11 protein-coding genes are annotated in these 17,672 nt (G+C 73.2%); 3 read left to right on the top strand and 8 right to left on the bottom strand.

The window, feature by feature from the left end; all coding sequences use genetic code 11:
* Position 1: 1 nt before the first annotated feature.
* Positions 2-1,306 carry a hypothetical protein gene (locus AC6I72_RS22195; RefSeq protein WP_498002894.1) on the top strand — a complete coding sequence of 435 codons (1,305 nt, stop codon included), beginning with the start codon at positions 2-4 and terminating at the stop codon, positions 1,304-1,306.
* 76 nt (positions 1,307-1,382) lie between these two features.
* Here AC6I72_RS22195 and AC6I72_RS22190 read toward each other — a convergent pair whose 3' ends face one another.
* The 3 genes from AC6I72_RS22190 to AC6I72_RS22180 all read right to left on the bottom strand — a co-directional run bounded on the left by AC6I72_RS22190 (position 1,383) and on the right by AC6I72_RS22180 (position 6,509).
* Positions 1,383-2,516 (bottom strand): amidase domain-containing protein, encoded by a 1,134-nt coding sequence (locus tag AC6I72_RS22190; protein WP_498004777.1) that lies wholly within the window; start codon positions 2,514-2,516, stop codon positions 1,383-1,385.
* A gap of 175 nt (positions 2,517-2,691) precedes the next feature.
* The gene (locus tag AC6I72_RS22185; RefSeq protein WP_498002893.1) at positions 2,692-3,987 is read right to left on the bottom strand and encodes a polysaccharide deacetylase family protein; all 1,296 of its coding nucleotides are present in this window, start codon (positions 3,985-3,987) and stop codon (positions 2,692-2,694) included.
* Positions 3,988-4,082: 95 nt separating this feature from the next.
* Complete coding sequence (locus AC6I72_RS22180) at positions 4,083-6,509, bottom strand: transglycosylase domain-containing protein (RefSeq protein ID WP_498004776.1); 2,427 nt, start codon at positions 6,507-6,509, stop codon at positions 4,083-4,085.
* 462 nt (positions 6,510-6,971) lie between these two features.
* Here AC6I72_RS22180 and AC6I72_RS22175 point away from each other — a divergent pair, with 462 nt between their 5' ends.
* Entirely contained in the window at positions 6,972-7,187 is a 216-nt protein-coding gene (locus tag AC6I72_RS22175) for an FmdB family zinc ribbon protein (protein ID WP_366728648.1), read from the top strand.
* 44 nt (positions 7,188-7,231) lie between these two features.
* Here AC6I72_RS22175 and AC6I72_RS22170 read toward each other — a convergent pair whose 3' ends face one another.
* From AC6I72_RS22170 to AC6I72_RS22160, 3 genes are read right to left on the bottom strand one after another with little or no spacing between them, the layout of a single operon-like run.
* Positions 7,232-8,044: an HAD family hydrolase gene (locus AC6I72_RS22170; protein ID WP_498002891.1), complete on the bottom strand. Its 813-nt coding sequence runs from the start codon at positions 8,042-8,044 to the stop codon at positions 7,232-7,234.
* Positions 8,044-10,545 (bottom strand): phosphoribosyltransferase, encoded by a 2,502-nt coding sequence (locus AC6I72_RS22165; protein WP_498002889.1) that lies wholly within the window; start codon positions 10,543-10,545, stop codon positions 8,044-8,046. The genes AC6I72_RS22170 and AC6I72_RS22165 overlap by 1 nt, the downstream gene beginning before the upstream one ends.
* A 50-nt stretch (positions 10,546-10,595) precedes the next feature.
* The gene (locus AC6I72_RS22160) at positions 10,596-11,780 is read right to left on the bottom strand and encodes an HpcH/HpaI aldolase/citrate lyase family protein (protein ID WP_498002887.1); all 1,185 of its coding nucleotides are present in this window, start codon (positions 11,778-11,780) and stop codon (positions 10,596-10,598) included.
* Positions 11,781-11,950: 170 nt separating this feature from the next.
* Between AC6I72_RS22160 and AC6I72_RS22155 the strand changes: the two genes are divergently transcribed.
* Positions 11,951-12,784, top strand: a complete 834-nt coding sequence (locus tag AC6I72_RS22155; RefSeq protein ID WP_498002886.1) for a TerD family protein — start codon at positions 11,951-11,953, stop codon at positions 12,782-12,784.
* A gap of 27 nt (positions 12,785-12,811) precedes the next feature.
* Here AC6I72_RS22155 and AC6I72_RS22150 read toward each other — a convergent pair whose 3' ends face one another.
* Together AC6I72_RS22150 and AC6I72_RS22145 are read right to left on the bottom strand one after the other, a co-directional pair.
* A complete protein-coding gene (locus AC6I72_RS22150) occupies positions 12,812-13,162 on the bottom strand; it encodes a hypothetical protein (protein ID WP_498002884.1) in 351 nt (116 codons plus the stop codon).
* A complete protein-coding gene (locus tag AC6I72_RS22145) occupies positions 13,155-16,985 on the bottom strand; it encodes a polymorphic toxin-type HINT domain-containing protein (protein ID WP_498002883.1) in 3,831 nt (1,276 codons plus the stop codon). Before AC6I72_RS22145 ends, AC6I72_RS22150 begins: the two co-directional genes overlap by 8 nt.
* Between the last annotated feature and the right edge of the window lie 687 nt (positions 16,986-17,672).

The following is a 17,672-nucleotide window of genomic DNA, read 5'->3' as shown; positions in this document are numbered from 1 at the left end:
CGTGCTCGCCCTCGTGGCCCTGCCCCTGCTCGCCGTGCTCGCGCTGCCCGGCGCCTTCGCCGGCGGCGGCACCCGGCGCTGGTTCGGCGGCCGGGCCGAGAGCCAGCGGGCCGAGGCACAGGCGGCCAAGGACGCGGCGGCGTCCGCCTTCTACGAACTGGACACCGCCCAGCGCGACCTGCGGATCTCGATGGAGACCATCACGGCCGTCGACGCCTCGCCGGCCGCCCGCCGCGCGGTCGCCGACTTCGAGGCGCTGGGCCGGCGGATCGACGAGGCCAGCCGGCGCTACATCCAGGCCGTCGACGCGACCGACCTGGACCGCGACGACCTGGAGGCCTCCGCCGCCGCCCGGGCCCGCACCGACCTGACCGCCGCGAAGGACGAACTGCTGGACGTCAAGCGCGAGCTGGACCGTTTCAGCAGTGGGCTCGGGCCGCTGCTCGGCAAGGCCGAGACCCAGCTGGCCCGGCTCGCGCCCGCCGTCGAGCGCGCCCGGCAGGCGTTGCTGGCCGCCAGCAACGCGCTGGACGCGACCCGGGGCGCCGGACTCAGGGCGGACGACCTCGCGGCCCGGCTGGCCGCGCTCGCCCCCGAGCTGACGAAGCTGAACCAGGGGGCGGGGCAGCACGGCGTGCAGGCGACGCTGGAGCGGGCCGAGCGGGTGTCGCGGGAGGCGGAGGCGATCCGGGCCGAGGCCGGGCGGCTGCCGGAGAAGGCCGCCGAGATCGACCACCGGCTGGTGTCCCTGCGCACCCGCGCGCAGGCGCTCACCACCCGCAGCGGCCAGGTGGAGCCGGTCCTCAGCGAGCTGCGGCGGCGGTTCACGGCCGCCTGCTGGCAGGACCTCCAGCACGTCCCCGAGCAGGCCGCGCAGAACGTGCGGCAGGCCGAGGCGAGGCTGACGGAGGCGCAGGCCGCCCGGGACGCGCAGCGCTGGCCGGACGCGACGGCGCTGCTGTCGACGGTGCGGGCGCTGCTGAACACCACCGACGAGGCGGTCTCGGCGGCCGGGGACCGGCTGACGCGGCTGAACGCCGTGCAGAAGGACCCGCAGGGAGAGATCGAGAAGACCCGGTTCGCGATCCGGGACGCGCAGCGGCTGGCGATGACGGGCCGTACGACGCCGGATCCGCGGCACGCGCGTCCGCTGGACGACGCGGTGGCCCGGCTGGAACGGGCGGTCACGGACCTGGAGGGCCGCCACCCGGACTACTGGCACTTCCTGACGGAGACCGACGCGGTCCGGCGGACGGCGGCCCGGGTGGTGTCGCAGATCCGCGAGGAGCGGGGAGCCGGTCACTGAGGCCGGGGCCCGCGGTGGCCCGGCTCCCGCTCCGTTGTTCGCAGCTCTAAGACACCGGTGGTGGCACCGGCAGCGGTCACGTGCGGTAGGCGTAGTAGTACGCGTTCGGGTACGACGCGATGAGGCTCGCCACCGACCTGTTGTAGGTGTTGGTGGAGTGGTACGACACGTACGGCACGCCCTGCGGGCTGCGGTAGGTGACGATCATGGAGTGGTCCTTGGACCCGTCCCGGTTGAAGTCCACCTGCAGCACGTCACCGACGTCCATCTGGTAGACGTACGGCAGGCTGGTGACCCGCTTGGAGGACAGGGCGAACCAGGAGAACTCGTTGACCCCGACGAACGAGTCCGACTGGATCTCGTTGTTGCCGAACCACTTGTGGAAGTCGGTCGTGTAGCCGGGGACGTGCTTCCAGCCGCCGGCCTTCAGGGACTGGCTGACGAAGTTGGTGCAGTCGCCGCCCGCCCCCTGCCCGTTGAAGTTCGGGTAGTCCGGGTTGTAGTTGCTCCAGTACTTCTTCGCGTACGCCGCCATGGCCTGGTAGTCGTACGTGCCCGAAGTGAGGTTCTTCTTGTCGGCCGGGGCGCTCTTCGCCGTCGACGAGCGCGGCGCGTCCGGCGGGTTGCCGTCGTCGGCGGCCGTGGCGGGCTTCGCGGCCGACGGGGCGGCGGGCTGGTTCACGGCCACGCCGTCGTCGGTGTCGCGGATGCCGGTGAGCTGCCAGTTGCCGTGCTTGTCGGCGTGGAACGACAGTTCGTGGTGCGCCTGGAAGCCGGTGTTCTTCGGCTCGTTGCCGCGGACCTTCTCGTAGGTCAGGGTCGTGCTCTCGGTCACCGCGACCTTGGCGTCGTGGCCCTTGACCTGGGTGGCGTCCAGCGTGACGGTGGTGCTGCCCGCGCTGTACTTCTCGCCGAGCTTCTCCAGGCGGTCCTTGCGGCCGCGCAGTTCGGACAGCGCGGAGTCCTCGTGGTGGGACTGCGTGCCGGACATGCGGACCTTGCCGGAGAAGCGCGAGGACAGCCGCTCGTGGTGCCCCTTCTTCCCCTGCCCGCCGCCGGCCTCGCCGTCGACCAGGGCCTGGGTGCGGTCGGTGAAGACCGCGTCCGCGAGCTTCTGGAAGGTGGCCTTGGTGGCCGCGTCCACCGTCGGGTCGTCGGTGACCGCCGCGCCCGCGCTCCAGTTGGGCACCAGGGCCACGCCCGCGACCACCGAGGCGGCAGCGGCGGTGACTATGGTGGCGCGACGCCGCTTACGGCTCAGTTTTCTGGATTTCAATGATGTTCCCCTCTACGCCGGTACACCTACCGGGCGGTCGCATCTTCGCATGATGTGAGCGCCGGTTGTGAAGAGGGTGTGCGCAAGCGCAACCAAGGGGTTACCGGGCTCACTTGACCACCGACGACCAGTCGGGCGACTGCGCCGGATCCAGTCCGCGCAGGGCCTGCAGCGTCTCTGGCTTCTGCACGTCCATCCAGTCCGCCAGCTCCCTGAACGACACGCACTTGACGCCCTCTTTGGTGCAGACGTTCTTGATGACCTGGTCGATGGACTTCATGTAGATGCCGCCGTTCCAGTCCTCGAAGTGGTTGCCGATGAACAGCGGTGCCCGGCTGCCGTAGTAGGCGCGGTTGAAGCCCGCCATGTACGAGTCGACGGTCTGCTTCTCCCACTGCGGGTACTTGGCGGGGTCGCCCTTGGTCTCGCCCTCGGACTGGTTGTAGAGGAAGTTGAAGTCCATGGACAGGCCCTGGTACTTGCCGGACTCGTAGGGGAGCATCTGGAGCGGGAAGTCCCAGATGCCGTTCTTCTTCGTGGGCCAGATCTGGAAGTCACCGGGCGAGGAGGCGTCGTAGCGCCAGCCGTAGTCCTTCATCGCCTTCAGCAGGTTGGGCTGGCCCTCCAGGCAGGGCGCACGGCCGCCGGTGACCTCCTTGCGGAAGTCGAAGGGCAGCGGCGCGATGTCCTTGAAGCCGGTGTTGGTCTTCCACTTCTCCACGAAGTCGTAGAACTGGTCGATCTCGCTCTTCCACTCCTTGACGCTCCAGTCGCCGCCGCCCTTGGAGCCGCAGAAGTGGCCGTTGAAGTGGGTGCCGATCTCGTTGCCCTGCTCGTAGGCGAGGCGCAGTTGTCCCAGGGTGTCGCGGATGTGCTCGTCGGTGGCGTAGTCGATGGCGGCGTCACCGGGTTTGTGCATCGGCGGGTGGTAGAGGCTCTTCTTGCTCTTGGGCAGCAGGTAGATGCCCGTGAGGAAGAAGGTCATGTGGGCGTTGTACTCCTTGGCCAGCTCCCGGTAGTGGGAGAACAGGTGGTCGCTGCCCTCCAGCGCGCCGTCCCAGGAGAACACCACGAACTGCGGCGGCTTCTCGCCCGGTTTCAGCGGTACGGGCTTCAACTCGCCCTTCTGCGGCCCGGTGTAGGAGGTGGAGCCGTCGCCGAGCACCTTGACCTTGCCGTCCCACTCGGGCTCCTTGCTCGCCGTGGGCGAGGGGGCGGGGCTCTTGCGGGTGGTGCCCTTCACGCCGTCGGAGGCGGTCGGCGCGGTCGAGTCGGGGCGGGTCAGGGCGAGGAAGCCGGCCACCACGGAGGCGACGACCAGGAAGGCGGCCAGGGTGATGAACTGCGGTCGGGAGGGGCGGCGGCGCGCGGGGGCCTTGCGACGGCGGCCGGGGGGCGGCTTCATGGGCGGCTCGAATCTGCGTGGGGAGGGCTGCGGGAGGCTGCCGCAGGCTCCGCTGGGCGGGGGACGCCGGCAGCGGGGGCGGCTCACGAGACGGGTCAGCCGAGTGGCGTCATGGCACCCTCCCAGATGGAATACGGGACGCTGCCGGTTCCGGTGGTGTCGATCCCCTTCAGCGGCAGCGGTTCCAGGCTCTTGGCCAGGTCCATGCGGTAGAGGACGACCGCCGTGGTCACCTTCCGCGCGCTGCCCACGTACCAGGCGGCGGTGTCGTCCTCGGTGGTGCCGGCCTTGCCGGTGACCCTGGCCGCTGCCGGGGCCGCCCCGGGGTGGGCGGTGCGGAAGGCGTCGGCGAGCGCGTCGTCGACCTGCTGGGCGACACGGGTGCTGACCGCCTGCCCGCTCAGCGGCCGGTCCACCGGCACGACGGAGCCGTTGCGGGTGATGCGGAGCACCGAGTACGGCTCGGTGTGCACGCCCGCGGCATCGAAGGTGGCGTAGCCGCTGGCCATGCGGATGGCGCTGGGCCGGGCGTTGCCCGTGGACAGGGCGGGCACCTGCGGTCCCATGCTGGAGGACAGCAGCCCGGAGGCGACGGCGGTCTCCTTGACCTTGTCCAGGCCGGTGTCCATGCCCAGCTGCATGAACGGCGTGTTCACGGACTGCGCGAGGGCCTTGCGCAGGGTGACGGGACCGAAGGACTTCTTGCCGTCGTTGTGGGCGGCGACCTTGCGGCCGCTGCGGTCCCAGTAGGGGCCCTCGGGCGTGTGGACGGGCACGGCGTCGTCCCCGTCGTAGACGGTGTCCGGGGAGATCTGCACGCGCGGGGCGTCGCGCTGTTTGACGACACCGTGCTCCAGGCCGGCCGCGTAGACGAACGGCTGGAAGGCCGAACCGGCCGGGACGGTGGCGGCGTTGGACTCGTTGTAGCCCTGCGTACGGTGGTCGGGGCCGCCGTAGACGGCGACGATCCGGCCGTCGGCGGCCACCGAGGCGGCGCCGTAGTGCGCGGTCTTCGCCGTCTTCGGGTCGCTCTCCCGGGCCTCCTTGCGGGCCTTGGTGACGACGTCGGTGAGGGCGGTCTCCCGCTTGCGGTCGAAGGTCGTGTAGATCTGGTAGCCGCCCAGGTCGAAGTCCTTGTCGGACAGGTGTGCGGTGTCCTTGGCGTACTGCGACGCCAGTTCGACCAGGTAGTCGCTCTGCTGGCCGGTGTCGGAGAGCGGGTTGCGCTGGAGCGGCTCGGGGAACGCCGTGTACTTGGCGCGCTCGTCCCTCGACAGCTTGCCGATCTTGACCATGCGGTCCAGGGTCCACTTCCAGCGCTTGACGGCGCGGGCGTGGTTCGCCGGGCCGAGTGTGGGGTCGTACAGGCCCGCGCCCTTGAGCAGGGAGGCGAGGAACGCGGCCTCGCTGGCGTTGAGTTCGCTGACGTCCTTGCCGTAGTAGGCCTGGGCGGCGCGCTGGATGCCGTACGTGCCGCGGCCGAACCAGCTGGTGTTCAGGTAGCCCTCGAGGATCTTGTCCTTGCTCATCTTGTTGTCGAGCTTGAGGGAGATCATCGCCTCGGTGAACTTGCGGCTGACGGTCTGGTTCTGCGTCAGGTAGACGTTCTTGACGTACTGCTGGGTGATGGTCGAGCCGCCCTCGGTGTCGCCCTTGCCGACGGTCCGCCACAGGGCACGGGTGATGCCCTTGAAGGAGATGCCCGGGTCGCTGTAGAAGCTCTCGTTCTCTGCGGCGAGCACCGCCCAGCGGACGTCCTCGGGTATGTCCTTCAGCGGCATCGCCTGGCGCTGGACCCAGCCGGTGCGGGCCATGGGGGTGCCGTCGGACCAGAAGTAGACGTTGTCCTGCTGGGTGGCGTACGAGTTCAGGTTCTCCGGTATGTCCGTGGCGGCGTAGGCGACGACGAGGAAGACGGTGGTCAGGCCGATGCCGGAGAAGGCGAGGCCGATCCACTGCCGCCAGGAGGGCATCCAGCGGCGCCAGCCGGTGCGTCCGCGGCGCGGGTAGACCGGTTTGAGCTTGCGGGCCCAGGGCGCGAGCACCGCGAGGAAGGGCGCCAGGCGCCGGGCGACGGGGTCGGTGACGCGGGTGACGGCGTGCGGCAGGATGCGCGGCCGGCTCGGTTTGCGGCGCCCGGCCCGCCGCCGGGGCGTGCGGGCGCTGTCCGAGGCCCGGGACGCCTCGGACGTACGGGCATCCTCGGCCGCAGGGGACGCCTCGAAGGCGCGGGTCGGGTCCGATGCGCGGGTCGGGTCCGATGCGCTCGGGCCGGAGGCGCGGGTGGGGTCCGACTTCGGCCGGAACACGCGCAGTTGCATGGTCTCGTGCGGCTGCGGCCCGTCCTGTTCCCGCCCGCCACGGCCGTCCTGTTCCCGCGGAGCCCGGCCGTCCGGTTCCCGCGTGCCCCGCTCGTCCGCTCCCCGCTCGCGCGGCTCGCCGGATTCCCGCTCGCTGCGCTCCCGCGGCCGCCGCGGGCGTCCGGGCAGGCGGGCGCGCAGGGCGTCGACCTTCAGCTGCATCGTCTCGTCCGGGCGCGGGGCGGCGCCGGAGTCCTGCCGTGCCGCGCGCTCCTTGCGCAGCGCGTCGACGCTCAACTGGACGGTCTCGTCCGCGCGTCCGCGCGTTGCGGCTCCGTCCCCGCCGGTGTCCGGCACGTCCGGCGCGTCCGGGGCGCTGCCCGGCCCGGCCCGGCGCGCCCGGGGCGGGCGGCCTTCCTCCGGACGGCCCTCCCCCTGCCCTGCCTCGCTCACGACTGCGTCTCCCTCCGCACCCCGTGTTGCTCGCGCGGGTCGACACAGCCGCCGCAACCGCGGCCGCCTGCCCCCTCACTCCCAGCCGCTTCGCGGCCCTCACGGCGAGACAAAATTATCAGCCGTCTTTTCAATTTCTCCGCATGAGAACGGGACAGAAGCGAACACACAAGAACCACCAAGCTTTGTGTCTCCGGTCACGCCCGTCGGGGCCTGTCCTAACCTGGACACATGCCTCGCTACGAGTACCGCTGCCGCAGCTGCGGCGACACCTTCGAACTGAACCGTCCCATGGCGCAGTCCGCCGACCCGGCGACCTGCCCCGCCGGGCACGACGACACCGTCAAGCTGCTGTCCACGGTCGCGGTGGGCGGCTCCGCGAGCGCCCCGCGCGCCCAGGGACCGGGCGGCGGGGGCGGCTGCTGCGGCGGGGGCTGCTGCGGCTGACCGGGGCGCTCGGCCGGGCGGCGTCCGCACCCGCCCGGCCCGCCTCAGCGCGGTGCGGCGGCCGCCGCGAGGAACTCCCGTACGATCCGCTCCCCCGCCAGCACCCCGCGCTCGGGCAGCGCGCTGATGCCGGGCGCCGTCCAGCCCGTCTCCGCCAGTTCCCCGTGGGCCGGCCGCCAGCCGCGGTCCACGGCCAGCAGCAGGTCGGCGTCCAGCAGCGCGTCGCCCGCCCCGAGCACCAGGTCGGCCCCGGTGCGGCGGGCGACCTCGCGGACGGCGGCGCCCTTGGTCAGCGGCCCGGGGACGGCGTAGACCTTGCGGCCCTGGAGCGAGACCGTCCAGCCGCGCTGTCCGGCCCACGCCACCAGCTCCTTCACCCACTGCTCGGGCAGCAGTTCGCGCTCCACGACGAGATAGGCGAACAGGTCCTCGGCGGTGCGGTGCTTGCGCACCCACGCCGGGTCGGCGGTCCGCAGCAGGTGCTCGCGCACCTCGTCGAGCGGCGCGCACTCCTCGGCCAGCCGGCCGGTGACCTGCCGGTGCCAGTCCTGGTCCCAGACGCCGTCGACGAGCAGGTGGCCGCCGTTGGCGCAGACCGCGTAGGCCGGGGCCGGGCCGGGGAGGCGGACGCGCAGGTACTGCTCGCGGGTGCGGGTCGTGGCCGGCACGAACAGCGCCGCGTCCCCGAGGCCGCCGAGCAGCCTGGCCGCGGTCTCCGTCATGAACGACAACGGCCTTCCCTCGTACACCTCCACGCACAGCAGCCGCGGTGCCCGCTCGTCCGGGCCGCTCAGGGCCAGCGCCCCGGCGGAGTAGATGAGCGTGCGGTCGAGGTCGCTGGCCACCATCACCGGCATCAGAGCGCCACCGCCTTCCCGTCGGTGCCGGTCGCCCCGCGCGTGTAGCGGGGGTGGATCAGCCCCACGCAGGTGTACGGCAGTGCGTCCACCTCCTCCACGGGCACCCCGCGCTGCCCGGCCAGCAGGCGCACGTGGTCCAGGTCCGCGCCGGCCCCGGCCCGCGCCAGGATCTTCCACGGCACCCGGCGCAGCAGCACACGCGTGGTCTCGCCGACGCCCGGCTTGACCAGGTTCACGTCGTGGATGCCGTACTCCTCGCTGATCCGCTCGACCGCCGCCCAGCCCGCCCAGGTCGGTGCGCGGTCGCCGGCCAGCAGTTCCTTGACGGTCACCTCGACGGCGTCGGCGACCTCGCCGAAGCGGGCGGTGACGGTGTCGAGGAAGACGCCGGACAGGTCGGCGCCGGCCAGCTCCCGGTAGAACTTCGCGCCGTGGAAGTCGTCCGGTCCGACCAGGTCGGCGCGGAGCACGGTGCGCGAGACCAGCCCGGAGACGGTGGAGTTGAGGCAGGCGGACGGGATGAGGAAGTCCTCCCGGGTGCCGTAGGTGCGTACGCACGAGCCCGGGTCGGCGAGTACGGCGATCTCCGGGTCGAAGCCGGTGGCGCCGCCCGCCTCCTCGAACTGGCGGACCGCCTCGGCGAGTTCCCGGGTGATGGCGCCCTTGCCGGTCCAGCCGTCGACGAAGACGACGTCGGCCGGGTCGTGGTGGGCGGCCAGCCAGCGCAGCGCGTTGGCGTCGATGCCCCGGCCGCGCACGATCGAGACGGCGTAGTGCGGCAGTTCGAGTCCGTGCCGGAAGGCGGCCCAGCGGCGCATCAGCACACCGACGGGCGTTCCGGCGCGGGCCAGGGAGACCAGGACCGGACGGGGGGAGCGCTCGGCGAGGACGAGTTCGGTGACCGCGCCGACGGCCTGGGCGAGCCGGCCCGCCGAGGCGCCGAGGGCCGCGTGGAACAGCTCCTGGTACTGGGCGCTGGGCTGGTACTCCACCGGCAGGGACTCGGCGTAGTGGGCGCCGCCGCTCTGGATGGCCTCCTCGCGCTCCTCGGTCGGTGCCTCCAGGGTGACGTCCGAGAGGTCCTGGAGCAGCCAGCCGACCTCCTCGGGCGCGTACGAGGAGAAGGCGGGGCCGCGCAGGGGCTCGGGCAGCATGGGGGGACTTTCCTGACTTTCCTGGGCTCCCCGGTCCGGCCGGGGTTCCTGCGCGAAGGCGGGGACGTAGGACGGCACGACCGTGAGCAGGACGTGCGGGGTGTGGGCGGCGAGACGGGCCAGCAGGCCCCCGGGCGCGTGCAGGGACGGGGTGTCGGCGGCCGAGTCGACGACGACGAGGACGGCGTCGAAGCCGGCGCCCGCCACGTTGTAGGCGTAGCGCTCGCCCGGGCCGTCGGCCGGGTCGTCGTGCGCGGGGAAGACCAGGCGGCTGCGGATGGCGTAGCCGGGGTCGTCGACGGCGAGGACGGGTGAGCGGGTGGTGGTGGAGGAGCGTACCTCGGCGCCGGTGGTGCGCTCCAGCTCGTGGGCGAGCCGCAGCGGCACGTACATCAGTTCCTCGCAGCCGAGGACCAGGATCCGGCGGGCGCCGGCGGGCAGGGCGCGGGCGAGCCGGTCCGCCATGGCGGGCAGGGCGCGCTCCAGCCGTTCGCGGTGCGCCGGGGTGAAGCCGTGCCGGGCGCCGTCCGGCAGGCCGCGGGGCCAGTCCAGTCCGACCCGGACGACCTGGCCGGGCGTGTGCCGGGCGGGGGGCGCGGCGGGTTCCTGGGCGTGCGGCGCCGCCTTCTCGTACCGGGCGACCAGTTCCTGCCCCTTCGCCAGGACGCCCTCGGGGAGGCGGACCGTGCCCGAGGCGGCGGCGACGAGGTCGACGCGGGCGCCGATGCCGCGGGCGAAGTCGTCCAGGCGGGCGGTGTCGGCCGCCGAGCGCATGTCCACCAGGGCGACCACGACGTACCGCGTGCGCGGGTGGCGGGCGTGCAGGTCGCGGATGGTGTTCAGGACGGTGCTGCCGGTGGAGAACTCGTCGTCCACCAGCACCAGCGGGCCGCTCGTGGCCAGCAGCGCCGGGTCCTCCGGCAGCAGCAGGTGGGAGGTGGCGTGCGAGTGGGACTCCTCGAAGCCGCCGGCCGGGCGCACGCCGGGGACCGGCCTGCGGGTGGAGTGCAGGCAGGGGACCGCTCCCAGGCCGTCGGCGACCGAGTGGCCCAGGCCGGTCGCGGTCTCCGCGTACCCGAGGACGACGGCGCGGGCGGCCTCGTCCTCGCCGAGCAGGTCCCGGACGCGGCGGCCCAGGTCGAGCCCGTGCCCGTAGACCACCGACGGCGACTGCGGTACGTGCTTGCCGAGGACGTGGGAGACCAGGAGGTGGGCGCGCTTGGGGTTGCGGCGCAGCGCGAGACCGAGCAGGCCGGTCAGTTCGCCGCCGCCCACGAGTTCCACGCCGAGCCGCTCGGCGACCCAGGTGCCGGACCATATGCCGTCGTGCACTGCCTTGTTCATGCGTTCCTTGGGATGGGGGGCAGGGTCGGAAAGGCCGGGGCGGGCGGCGGTCAGGGGGCGGCCGGTCCGCCGGGGATGCCCGCGGCGAGCAGTTCCACGAAGCCGACGTCCTCCCGGGCGACGCCGAAGACCTCGGCCCGCAGCAGGGTCCGCTCGGCCCAGGCGCGGTGCGGCTTCACCTCGTTCATCTTGTTGGTGTACGCCGACCTGAGCACGCCCCCGCCGCCGCGCTCGGGCCGCAGGATGTCCGCCGCGTCGCTGTACTCCTCGTGACTGACGACGGACAGGGCGTGCACGGGGAGCACGTGCGAGGGGTGGATGCAGGTCTTGCCCAGCAGCCCGTTGGCCTGGTCCAGGGAGATCTCCCGCAGCAGCCCGTCCATGGCGTGCTCGATCAGTGTCTCGCGCAGCCCGGCCGCCTGCACCTCAAGGAAGGGGCTCTGCCGCAACTGCGGCTTGAACATGCGCTCCTGGGCCCGGAAGTACTCCCACACCGGGCCGGTCACGGTGAACCCGGTGCCGTCGGCGCGGCCCAGCATGTTGACGACGTCGGCGATGACGGAGGCGACGATCTGGACGTCGTAGGCCGTCATGTCGGGGGCCCGGCGCAGCCCGTAGGAGGAGCAGAAGTCGGTGACGCCCAGGCGCAGGGCGAGGACGCGGTCGCGGTACTTGTCGACCGCCCGGAAGATCCCCTCCAGGGTCTCCACCCGGCTCTCCCGGTAGAGCAGTTCGGGCGACTCCAGGACGGGCATGGCGAACAGCCGCCGTCCGCAGGCCGCCTCGGCGGCCTGCACCGCCTCCAGGAACGGCAGTCCGCGTTCGCCGGTGAACTTCGGCAGGACGAATCCGGACAGCAGTCGGACCGCGGGTCCCAGGCGCCGCACCAGGTCGGGTATCTGCCCGGCGGTGCGGACCCGGACGAACAGCAGCGGGAGCGGGGCGGGCCCGGGGAGCGCGGCCAGGGCCGCGAACTGCCGCACGAGGTTCGCCTCGCCCTGCTCCACCTCCGCGTCGTCGATGGAGTCCTCCAGGCACAGCACCATGGAGACCACGCCGCGGGCGGCCTGCTTGACGACGTCGTCGGCCAGGTGCGGGCGGGTGGCCGGGCTGTACAGGGTGGCGCCCAGGGCGGCGGAGAGCAGCCGCGCCGGGGAGTCGGCGGTGAACGCCCCCGGCTCCCGGTGGAAGAGGCGCTGACGCACCTGCGGAGCGAGGTGCCCGAAATGACGCATGTAGCTCCCCCGTGGTGGCGCGCGACGTGGAAAAGGTGGCCGGTAATAGTACGTACGAGTCGGTGTCGGTAGTTCCCGGGGGGCATGAACTTCTGGTAACGGGGCGGGGGCGGCCTTGCGGTGTCCGGGTCGCGTTGTCGTGACCAGGACCGAGAGGGCAGGATGACCGCATGACGCGCGCGATGCTGAAGGGGTCGAACGTCCCGCTGGAGGCCGCCACGGTACGGGCCGTGGTGCGGTGGACGCCCGGCCAGGGGGTGCCGGACGTCGACGCGTCGGCGCTGCTCCTCGGCCCCGGCGGCCGTGCCCGCTCCGACGAGGACTTCGTGTTCTACAACCAGCCGCGGCACCCGTCGGGGAAGGTGTGGCGGCTGGGCAAGCGGCGGACCGCCCAGATGCTGACCGACACGATCCAGACCGACCTGCTCGGGGTGGAGCCCGAGGTGAGCCGGATCCTGCTGGTCGCCTCGGCGGACGGCGTCGCCTTCGAGCGGGTGCGGGAGCTGAGCATCCTGCTGTACGACGCGGCGGCCGCCGACGCGGAGCCGCTGGCGTCCTTCGACATCAAGCCCGAGACCGGCCAGGAGACCGCGCTGATCTGCGGTGAGCTGTACCGCCGGGGCGAGTCGTGGAAGTTCCGCGCGCTGGGCGAGGGCTACTCGAACGGGCTGATGGGGCTCGCGACGGACTACGGCATCTCGGTCGACGAGACGGAGGAGTCCGCCGGGAGCGGCGGCACGGACGGCACGGCGGCGGGGGCGGCGCCCCCGGCGGCCCAGCCGCTGCCGCCCGAGCAGCCCCCCACGTACGGGTATCCGCACCCGCCGCAGACTCCGCCGGCCAAGGCGCCGCAGCCGGCCTACGGGTATCCGCAGCCGGCGTACGGCTCCGGCCCGCAGCCCACGGGGGCGCCCTCGGGCCACGGGTACCCGCCGCCGGTGGCGGCGGTCCCCGACCCGGACTTCCGGCTTCCCCCGCAGGGGCCGCAGTTCATCGGACGGTGACCCGCCGGTGAACCGCGGCCCCGGCGCTCACGCCGTCCGGGCGAGCGCCGCGAGCAGCCGGACCATCCGCTCCAGCGCCTCGGTGTACGCGCGGTAGTCGCTCACCAGCCTCGCCTCGTCCGCCCCGTGCGGGGTGATCGCGTCGAGGTCCCGACGGAGGGTCTCGGCCTCCAGGACCAGCGCCCCGGTGTCGGGCACCTCGGCGGCGCCGATCCGGCCGTCGTACACCCGTGTCGCGTACCCCGCGACGTACCCGTCGAGGTCGAGCAGGCGGGAGTTCCAGTCGCGCAGCGCCTCCTCACGGGGGTAGTCGGGGTAGGGCAGGGCCCGGAAGGCCTCGAAGGCCGCGCGGAACCCGGCTGCTGCTGTCTCAGTCATGCCAGGTGACGATCTTCCCGTCCTTGGTGTAGATCCCCTCGCCGCCGAACAGGCCACCGCGGATCTTCCACCCCATCTCGCCGTTCCTCAGCTTCCACGGGATGCGGTCCTCGGGCTTGGTCTTGTTCCAGAGATCCATCGCTTCCTTGGTGTACTCGGCGAGGGTCCTGCCCTTGCCGTGCTTGTCGAGATGGTAGACCGCGGTCTCCTCCGCGCTGCTGAAGGTCGCCTTGTCCCAGTGCTCCAGCGCGTCCGCGTCGGCCCCGCAGAACTTGCCCGCGTTGTGGACCAGCACCGCGGTGTCACCGGCGAGGACGTAGTAGGTGTGCAGTTCCGCGACCGTCAGGTTGTAGACCCGCTGGTCCGGGGCGGTCCAGGCGCGGGTCGCCGTGATCCGCGCCCGCTTGCCGGCGTCGGTGCGCAGCCGCATCCCGGGGGCGAGCCGGTCCGCGTCGCGCCAGGCGCCGCGGCCGTCCGCCACCCAGAAGGGGTGCTTGTCGGTGGCGACCACCGTGCCGCCGTACCCGGCCGCCGACCGGCCGACCGTGACGTCGACGAGTGCCTTGCGTCCCCTGCCGGTGATCGTCGCCTCGACGGGCTCGGCCACCGTCCGCCCGGACTCCGGGTCGGTGGCCACCACGCGGTCGCCGACCCTGACGTCCTCGATGGGCTTGGTCCGCCGGCCGGCCAGCAGCACCCGGGTGCCGGGCGCGAAGCTGTTGCACGGCGACTTTCTCAGGAACTTGTACATGAGAGCGTGCAGCGCGAGGTCCTTCATGCACGACGAGTCGAACTTGTCGAAGCACTTCTCGATCTCGTCGATGCCCACGTACCAGGCGATCAGGCGGTCCAGGTAGGTGGTGGTGATGCAGCCCATGCCGCCGGCGCCGTCACCGCCGCAGACCAGGATGGTGTCGCCGGCCTTGATGTCGCCGTTGAAGGCGTGCTCCCTGCGGAACTGGAACAGCCGCTTCTCCAGGGTCTTGCGCAGTTCCTTGTCCGAGAGCGGCTTGCTCGGGTCCTTGGACTCCTCCTGGACCTGCGCCTTCAGCTCCGCCACGAGCTTGTCGGCGGCGATCTTCAGCGCCTCCGAGGAGGCCTTGGCCGCCGCGGCGGCGTCCTTGCCCGCGGCGCTCGCGGAGGCCGCCGCCTGGTACGCGGCCGTGCTCGCCTGGGCGGAGTAGCCCGAGGCGACCGCCGCGGAGTGCTCCGCCTGCTGGGCGGAGTGGGCGGCCGACTGCGCGTCCTTCTGGGCCGAGGCCGCCGCGTTCCGGGCGGTCTTCGCGGACTCGGCGGCGCGGGTGGCGGAGGCCGCCGCGTCGTCGGCCGACTTGTCGGCCTGCGCGGCGTAGTCGGAGGCCTGCTCGGCCGAGTGCTTCGCCTTGTCGGCCCACTCCAGGGCCTTGGCGGCGTCCTTGCGGGCGAGGGCGGCCACGCGCTGTGCCTCGGCGGCGTCCGCGTGGGCGAGCGCGGCCGACTTGTAGGCGGCGCTCAGCAGGGTGTTGATCTCCGCGATGTGGGACGCGGCGTTGGCGTCGCGCTGCCGCGCCCGGTACAGGCCCGCCTGGAGGAAGGGACGCAGGCCGGCCGGCGGTCCGGTCAGCGCCGCCTGGGCGGCGGCCTGGACCTCGGGCCCGCCGCTCGCCAGGGCCTCGGAGACGGCGACCCGGTCGTCGTCCTCGCGCGCCTTGTACTGGCCGCTCTCCAGGAACTCCTGCAGATCGGCGGCGGTGCCGTCCAGCGCCTTGCTGCCGGCGGCCTTCACGCCCGGGCCGCCCTCGGCCATGATCTTGCCGACGGCGATCCGGTCGTCGTCCTCCTTGCCCGGGTAGGCGCGGGTGCGCAGGAACTCCCGGACCTGGTCGATCGGCTTGTCCAGCACGTCCAGCGCGGCCTGCCGCTGCGCCGGCTTGTCGCTGGTCTCGGCGATGTTCGCCGCGCTCACCCGGTCGTCCTGCTCCAGGGCGATGTCCAGCCCGGTGCGCACGAACTCGGCCACGTCCTCGTCGGTGCCGGTCACGGCCGTCTCGGCCGCGTCCTTCACCCACGTGCCCCCGCTGGTGAGCAGGTTGACCGCGGCCTGGCGGCCCTTGGCGGCCGTGACCTGCGGGTCGGTGGAGGCGGCGGCGTCCTGCACGAGCTGCCGGGTCTCGGCGTCCAGCTGCTGGACCCGGCCCGCCTGCCACTCGGCCTGGGCGACCTGCGCCTCGTGCTCCTTGTTGGCCTCCTCCGCCGCGAGGACGTCCTCGTCCTGCTGCTCGGCCAGCCGCTCGGCGTCCGCCTTGCGGGCCAGGTCGGCCACGGTCGCCGCCTGGTCGGCCGCGGTCTGCGCGTCGTCAGCCGCCTTGCTCGCCTCGTTCGCCGCGTCCGTCGACGCCTGGGCGGCGTCCACCGCCTTGCCCGCCTCGTCGGCGGCCTTGTCCGCGGCCGTCGCGGCGGCCTCGGCGTGCGCGGCGGCGGCGTTGGCCGCGTCGCGCGACTGCCGTGCCGCCGTCGCGGCCTGGTTGGCGTTGGACTGCGCGGCCCCGGCCGCCCGGGTGGCCTGGTCGGCCAGCCGCTTGGCGCGCGCCGCCGCCTGCTGCGCCTCGGTGCTCTTGGAACCGGCCTCACCGGCCCACCGGCCCGCGTCCGCCGCGGCGGCGGCTGCGGCAGCCGCGTTCGCACCGGCCGACGCGGCGGCACCGGCCGCCTTCGCCGCGTTGTCCGCGGCGATACCGGCCTGGTCGGCGGCGTCCGCCGCCTTCTTGGCGCCGGAGGCGGCCTTGCGCGCGTTCTCCGCCGCCTCGCGGGCCTGCTGGGCCTGGTTGGCGTCACCGGCCGCCGCCGCGGCGGCCGAACGGGCCGAGGACGCGGCGCTGCCCGCGCGCGAGGCCGCGTACGCCGCCTGCGCCGCGGCGCTGGCGGCCACCCGGGCCGTCCGGTTGGCCGCAGCCGCCGCCGACACCGCCGTACGGGCCGCCTGCGCCGCCCGGTCCGCCGCCGCAGCGGCGCGCGAAGCCGCCGCCGCCGCCTTCCCGGCGGACGACTTGGCCTCCAGCGCCTCCTGCGCGGCGGTCTGGGCCGCCGCCTTGGCGGCCGCGGTGGCCGCCGCAGCCTTGGCCGCCTCCTCCTTGGCCTTGTCGGTCAGCTCCTTGGCCTGCTTCTGCGCGTGGTCCGCCAGGTCGGCCAGCTGGGCGACGGTCAGCGTCTCCTGGTCCCGGGCGGAAGCGACCTGCCACCCGTCGTCCAGGAACGCCTGCACGTCCTCCGGCGTCCCGTCCAGCGCCTGCTGCGCGACCTGCCTGACGTTCGGACCGCCCGCGGACATCAGCCGCAGGACCTGGATCCGGTTGTCGTCCTCACGGGGCCGGAACTGGCCCTTGTCGATGAACGCCTGCCAGTCTGCGGGCGTCCCGTTCAGCGCCGTGTTCCCCGCGGCCTTCACGCCCGGACCGCCGTACGCCATGATCTGCGCGACCTGCACGCGCAGGTCCTCGTCGTACGGGGCCTCGAAGCCCTCGTCGAGGAACGCCTTGAGCTGGTCGGTCCCGCCGCTCAGCGCGGTGTCGGCCGCCGCCCGCACGCCGGGGCCGCCGATGGCCATGACCTGGGCGACCTGGACCCGCAGGTCCTCTTCCTCCAGGACGGGCAGGTCCTTGCCCATGAACGTCTGGATGTCCTGGTCGGAGCCCACCAGGGCGGCCTCCGCCGCCCGCTTCACGCCCGGGCCCGCGGTCCCCCACACCTCCAGGACGTCCGCTCTGTCGTACGCCGGCGCGGTGTCGGCCGCCGCCGGGCGCAGATCCAGTCCCAGGAGCAGCGCCAGGGCAACGAGCGTCACCACGACGCCACGCCCGCCCGGCACAGCCCGGAATCCGGTTGCCAATGCCTTCTCCTTCTCCCTGACCGTCCACCGCGGTGTGCGGCGGACGGAGAGCGGTTCAGGGGGCTCGGCGGCGCGGCGCTTCCTGGAGGGTGCCCTTGCGGCCAGGAATCCGGTCGGTCACCGGCGGTCCGTGCGGCACCGTGTGTGTTCCCCCGTGTGCGAACCGCCTCGACCCGCACCCCCTGCCCCGGCGTGCGCGAGCACACGGAAACAGGCACAACAAAACTTGGTGATCATTACCTGCGCTTGATCATGTGCACAGCAACTTATCAGCCAGAACCGGCCATGCCATGACGGAATACGAGCGGCAGCGGCGCCCTGGCACCGCCTTCCGGGCGCGAGCGGACCTGGCGGACCGCCCGGCGCGCCGAGGGCAGCCACCGGACGCCGCAGGGCCGCCCTGCCGGCGACGACGGGAATCCGACGGCTCGGCCCGGACGCCGCCCGCCCGCACCGGGCCACCTACAAGAAGCTGACCCGGGGCTGAGCCGGCAGGCGTCAGGACCTAGGTCCTGTCGTCAAATTCCCGTCGTCCGCCCGGAGGGCGGGCCTCGCGGCGTCAGGTGCGTGCTCTCGGCGTGCCGGGCCCTGACCCTCGTACTGGACGTACTCGGGTCTGGGCCCGGTGCGGCGAGAGTGCGTGCA

The organism is Streptomyces sp. Xyl84 (assembly GCF_059731885.1).
This window is presented reverse-complemented; position numbering and strand designations above follow the sequence as displayed.

Coding starts and splice junctions, on each gene's coding strand:
- AC6I72_RS22180 (WP_498004776.1), bottom strand. CDS start 6,509: ATGCAGCTGAAGGTCGACGCCCTGCGCGCCCGCCTGCCCGGACGCCCG.
- AC6I72_RS22175 (WP_366728648.1), top strand. CDS start 6,972: ATGCCTCGCTACGAGTACCGCTGCCGCAGCTGCGGCGACACCTTCGAA.
- AC6I72_RS22165 (WP_498002889.1), bottom strand. CDS start 10,545: ATGAACAAGGCAGTGCACGACGGCATATGGTCCGGCACCTGGGTCGCC.
- AC6I72_RS22160 (WP_498002887.1), bottom strand. CDS start 11,780: ATGCGTCATTTCGGGCACCTCGCTCCGCAGGTGCGTCAGCGCCTCTTC.
- AC6I72_RS22155 (WP_498002886.1), top strand. CDS start 11,951: ATGACGCGCGCGATGCTGAAGGGGTCGAACGTCCCGCTGGAGGCCGCC.
- AC6I72_RS22170 (WP_498002891.1), bottom strand. CDS start 8,044: ATGCCGGTGATGGTGGCCAGCGACCTCGACCGCACGCTCATCTACTCC.
- AC6I72_RS22150 (WP_498002884.1), bottom strand. CDS start 13,162: ATGACTGAGACAGCAGCAGCCGGGTTCCGCGCGGCCTTCGAGGCCTTC.
- AC6I72_RS22185 (WP_498002893.1), bottom strand. CDS start 3,987: ATGAAGCCGCCCCCCGGCCGCCGTCGCAAGGCCCCCGCGCGCCGCCGC.